Annotated in this window: 4 protein-coding genes; 2 read left to right on the top strand and 2 right to left on the bottom strand. The window is 33.7% G+C overall.

All coding sequences use genetic code 11. The features are described 5' to 3' along the window. Window positions 1–397: 397 nt before the first annotated feature. A complete protein-coding gene (locus tag H592_RS0116125; RefSeq protein WP_028869676.1) occupies window positions 398–2,020 on the top strand; it encodes an ATP-binding protein in 1,623 nt (540 codons plus the stop codon). Window positions 2,021–2,047: 27 nt separating this feature from the next. After that, a complete protein-coding gene (locus H592_RS0116120) occupies window positions 2,048–2,755 on the top strand; it encodes a response regulator (RefSeq protein ID WP_028869675.1) in 708 nt (235 codons plus the stop codon). Window positions 2,756–3,051: 296 nt separating this feature from the next. Here the strand turns inward: H592_RS0116120 and H592_RS0116115 are convergent, their stop codons facing one another. After that, a complete protein-coding gene (locus H592_RS0116115; RefSeq protein ID WP_028869674.1) occupies window positions 3,052–3,723 on the bottom strand; it encodes a hypothetical protein in 672 nt (223 codons plus the stop codon). Between the two features lie 533 nt (window positions 3,724–4,256). After that, window positions 4,257–5,249 (bottom strand): transposase, encoded by a 993-nt coding sequence (locus H592_RS0116105; RefSeq protein WP_028869673.1) that lies wholly within the window; start codon window positions 5,247–5,249, stop codon window positions 4,257–4,259. Between the last annotated feature and the right edge of the window lie 282 nt (window positions 5,250–5,531).

The following is a 5,531-nucleotide window of genomic DNA, read 5'->3' as shown; positions in this document are numbered from 1 at the left end:
GACGTACTTTTGCACGATATCAATTATTAAAAAATAAAGAAAAAACAGTTTAACCTTGATTTACAAGGAGTGACCATATATGTCCAGCTCTTTATTTACAAGCACAAAAACAACTGGTTATTTAACCATAGGTCAATATCACTATTCAGTCAAAAAGATATGGATGTCCTGAACTTTTATAACTTTTATGATCTTTTACTGATCTTTTAATTAACCATAGGTCAATATCACTATTCAGCCAAAAAGATATGGATGTCCTGATCTTTTTCTGATCTTTTTATTATTCAATAACTTTATCTACAGTTGCTGACAATCGCTGACATATCAATAATAATTTTCTGGCAATAATATGATAAAGTTTATTTATCTCTTTATTATTTATTGATTTACAGGCTTTATGAAAAAATCATTAGTATCTCTCTTCCTTATTATCATTTTTTCATTGGTAAGTATTCAACTACTCGTCATGCCATATTTTGAAAGTAATTTTAGACACCCGACTGAAAAATGGGCCCTCGAATTTTTAACTTCTGGCTCAACCAATATGCTCTCGAAAGAATTACAAAACTTACCAAAACAGCAAAGAAAAGTATATTTACAATCGGTACAAGCTAACTTTGGGTTTGAATTGGCTTTACAAAAGTGGAAAAAAAGTGATTTTTCAAATGAACAAAATCAATGGTTAGAGCGCAATGAAATATGGGGAGAGCCTCTCGATGATTTGGCTTATTTAAGCGTAGATGATGAACAACTTCTGGTTATTGTAAAGCCTAATTCAGTACCAAAATATTTAATCAATGAAGCTCAACGTTGGACAATGGGATCGTTTTATCAGCTTAATAATAAATTAAAGCAACAACCAGAAGACATGTGGCCATCTATTATCGATTCAGTGCGTAGTGATTTTAAGTATGATGTTTCACTACAGTCATTAGACGAATTAAACTATAAGATCGAGGATATGGCCTCCTTGAAAAAAGGGAATATAGTAACTATTTCTTCTGCAGATTCGAATTTTATTGGTTACCCTGCTGATATTGCCATACAGCGTATAGGTAGTAGCGATAAAGTTCTTATTCTGGGTCCTTTTAGTTCAGAGTTAAAAGATAAGGTCGTTTACATGCTTACGATTCTTTATCTTATTTTTGGCATGTTCTTATTGGTGCCTATAATTCTTTGGCTATTGCCGACATGGCGTTCAATGCTCAGTTTAAATAAAGTCGCTTTGTTACTTGGACAAGGTAAATTTGATGCTCGTGCTAATTTAGTTCGTTTCAGTAATTTAAATCATTTATCAAAAACATTTAATACCATGGCGGGAAAAATACAGCGTTTAATTTCGTCACATAAACATTTAGTTAACGCTGTATCTCATGAGTTAAGAACACCTATTGCGCGTATTGAATTTAATATAGAATTACTTAGAAATAGTACCGAAAATAATTATCAATTGGGGCAACTCGACCGTATTGAGTCCTCTTTAAATGAATTAAATTCATTGGTTACAGAGATGCTTACACATGCTCGATTTGATAGAGAAATTCCTGAACTTACATTTGAGCCTGTTGAACTAAATGAATGGATCAGGCAGGAATTGAAACCTTGGCAAGAAACCAACCCGATATTAGATATCATTCTACTAGAAGGCATTGCTTGTCATGCAATGATCGACCGTTTTTATATGAGCCGCGCGTTAAGTAATTTAATTCGTAATGCTATTGCCTATGGGGAAAATCAAATTCATGTTAGTTATAACAAAACATCGACAGGTTGGTTAATTCAAGTTGATGATAATGGTTCAGGTATTCCCCCTTCATCTTTAGATTATATATTTGAACCTTTTTATCGAGTCGATCAAAGTCGTAATTTACAAACAGGCGGAACAGGTTTAGGTCTAGCAATTGTGCAGCAAATTTTAGATTGGCATGGCGGCTCTGCAAGTGCCGACAACTCCTCGCTTGGAGGAGCATGCTTTATCTTAAGTTGGCCCACAAAGTTACATAACCTGAAATCTAGATAATAGCTAAAGATTAATTTGGAATAAATAATGAGCATAAAAATTTTAATTGTAGAAGATGATATACCGCTTGCTGAATCTATAAATGAATACCTCACATATCAAGGCTATCAAATAAAAGTTGTTTCTAATGGAGAGCAAGCGATATCAAGCATATTAGAATGGCATCCGGCATTAGTACTGTTAGATGTAATGCTACCTAAAAAGGATGGTTTAACCGTATGCAGAGAAGTAAGGCCATTATATAACGGCTATATTTTGATGTTTACCGCACGTGAAGAAGAGATAGACCAAATTGTTGGGCTTGAAATTGGCGCAGATGATTATTTACTAAAACCAGTTAAACCACGTTTAATGTTGGCAAAAATTAAAGCATTTTTACGACGAGATCGAACAATTGGTACGCTATCAAAAAATCTACCGATAAATGAATCTATCACTTTTGGAAAACTTACCATTGATTTGCAAAAAAGAAGTGTTATTTTAAATGAATTAATCATTCAATTGACCGACGGTGAGTATGATTTATTAATATTACTTGCTAAAAATGCGGGAGAAATTCTGTCACGTAACGATATTGTAGAACAAATAAAAGGCTATCATTATGATGGTATTGAACGTGGTGTTGATAACCATATTAGCCAACTAAGAAAAAAGCTTGGTGATAATGCTCGAAACTCATTTAGAATTAAAACCATTCGTTCAAAAGGTTATTTGTTTGTTGCTAGTGGTTGGTAACTAAGCTTTGTTACCTATCTAATAATGCTTTTTGAGTTTCTATCATTGCTAATCTTCAGTGGCTGAAATGGACTCGAATTACTACTTTTTTCCTCAGTCAACTGTAGTTTTGAGAATACGGCCAATTCCCCTTTTATTCCCATAAAGAAATTTTACTATAATTATCAGGTTGACTACAGCAGCAAATTTTTTTAAATATGCTAGTTTTATTGTTTAATAAAAAACTCATCTTGAGCATAACTTCAATATGAGTTTATTATCTTTATCATAGGGTTAAATTTGAATAATAATTACAATTATTCTTCAGCCATAACAAGTTTACCGGTATTATCAACTACGAGTAAATACGAAAAGCCGATGTTAGCCATGCATAAATCTATATTTTGTTCGTCAATTTTTAACTCATTATTACAATTATCTACTGTTATATAATCGGTTACCTTTCCTTTTTCAGTCGTAAAAATTTGCTGTTCAGAAAGATAAACATTGTAGTTTCCATTTGCGAATAAACGAACATTAAATTTATTAGCATTATTGCCTTTTCTCTTATCAATCACAGAAAGGAACTGTTCATTAGATGCTTCCCAGGCAATGACCCAAAGGTTGTCATTGTCGTCTAATGTTGTTGTCATACGCGTCTTGTTGCTAGCAGTGACGCTATTTTTGACTCCAATATTGATCATATTGTTGATCAGCTTATAACTATAATTATAAATATCGCCAATTTCATATGCAGGTAGCTCTGATACAGCTAATTCATCACTATCAAATAAACCACCATACCCAGTGCTAATATTTCTTTTTTGAAAATGAAAGTCAGCCATATAATTCAAAGAATTAATAAAAGATACTTTCGCGTTGCTAGTCAACTTTTCATCTAATTCATCAGAACTTTCACCACAACCGCCCAAAGCAATAGAAAAACTTAGCATTAGGGGAATACCCATTTTTTTATTATTAATGTTCATAACAACCTCCGTAACATTTCAAGTTTATTAACGTTTAAAATATTGCTAACTAAATAGTATTATTTTTAGCCGCGAAATTTATATACGAAAGGCTATCATTATATTTGTTAGAAAACGCTCAGCAGTTGTCTGGAATTGTCTGGAATTGTCATCTGCTATTAAACTTATTTAACGACTAAGTATTACGCTTATTTACATATTGCATTGGTTTATCATGAATGGTTTATCATGCCACCCATGATAATAATAAAAATTAATTAGGCGACAGCTATGAGATTGCAGAAGATCAAAGATAAAGATCAGAAAAGATCAGCAAAAGATCACAAAGATCAGGACATCCAAACTTTATAACTGTAATTTACATAGAAAAAATATATGCACATAGACATTCGCAATTAAACTCCCAGTTTAATCTCACAAACAGAGACAGAAATGAAGTCTCACTTTAAATAAAGGGGAGTTTATTGATTTTAAAGCGTGAAAAAATTTAGTGAGGCACTAATTAAATGATATGAAGTAAGTAGAGTGAGTAGTCAGTTGTATATTCGTCTTAATTTGTTTTTCCCTGAAATCCATTGCTTACCTGTATGCTCTGCAAAAAGGGCTAATTCCTCTAATGAGCCAATGGCTCCGTGGTAATCTTTGCCAAAGTCGTTAGCTAGGGTAAACCATGTTTCAGTATCTAGACCTAGTGTTGTGAGTAAGGCAGGTACCTTTCCAGAGACAGCCCCGCGCTTATCTTCTCGAATAACACGACCAGTCCAATCAACCAATTCAAGATAATCAATCAATGAAAAACAAATGCCGAATGGATTCTGTTGGTGCTCTGCACCAATGAATTTAACCAGGGGTTTACTACAATGTTCCTGTTTATTTTCAGCATGATGTGACTTGCAATGTATCCGTTCAAATATTGAGGTGTATTCTGATTCTTCAACACTTGCTGACATCTTCGCACGAATGGGATTCAAATCGACATAGGCCATACACGTCAATAGTGCTTTTTCATCAAGTAAGGCTTGAGATTTGAAACGTCCCTCCCAGAATCGCCCTTTGCAGTTATCTTCTTTGTTGGCTTTACGCGCAATAAACTCATTTAAACAACGCATAAACCACGAAATGCTTGATAAACGTCTTCGCCACTCTGCAATGATAGAAAGCGCCATCTCTTTTTGCGCATCAGAACTTAATTCACCTTTTTGCCAACGCGCAACGATAGGCGATAATGAATATATCGTCGACCAACGTTCACAAATTTCATTATTGGTGAGATTAGCTAATTCACTTTCATTGACATATAAAACAAGATGATAATGATTCGACATGATGGCATAAGCACCAACCTCAATTGAAAAAACATCGGTTAAATAACGTACCCTGTCAATCATCCACTTCCTACGATGTTCAAAGCTCTGCCCTGTATATCGATCATTACCACACAGGAAAGCACGTCGAACACAACGAGAAATACAGTGGTAATAAGGAGTATCTGAAAGTGATATTAAAGAATCTCGTGATTGAGTCATGTAACCTCCAAAGCACAAAAACAACTGGTTATTTAACCATAGGTCAATATCACTATTCAGTCAAAAAGATATGGATGTCCTGATCTTTTATCCGTCAAAAAGATATGGATCCTGATCTTTTATCCTGCTTTTTATTAAAAGCAGTTCAGGAAAGGTGAATTATCGAATAAAACGATAAAGAGCAAAACACGTTTAACCAGAAAAGTTAGCCCTTTATATTTAAGTGGCGACGTACTTTTGCACGATATCAATTATTAAAAAATAAAGAAAAAACAGTTTAAC

Origin of the sequence: Psychromonas arctica DSM 14288 (assembly GCF_000482725.1) — a bacterium.
GTDB classification, from domain to species: Bacteria; Pseudomonadota; Gammaproteobacteria; order Enterobacterales; family Psychromonadaceae; genus Psychromonas; species Psychromonas arctica.
Note: the sequence above shows the minus strand (reverse complement) of the source record. Positions and strands in the feature narration are given on the sequence as shown.

Coding starts and splice junctions, on each gene's coding strand:
- H592_RS0116125 (WP_028869676.1), top strand. CDS start 398: ATGAAAAAATCATTAGTATCTCTCTTCCTTATTATCATTTTTTCATTG.
- H592_RS0116120 (WP_028869675.1), top strand. CDS start 2,048: ATGAGCATAAAAATTTTAATTGTAGAAGATGATATACCGCTTGCTGAA.
- H592_RS0116115 (WP_028869674.1), bottom strand. CDS start 3,723: ATGAACATTAATAATAAAAAAATGGGTATTCCCCTAATGCTAAGTTTT.
- H592_RS0116105 (WP_028869673.1), bottom strand. CDS start 5,249: ATGACTCAATCACGAGATTCTTTAATATCACTTTCAGATACTCCTTAT.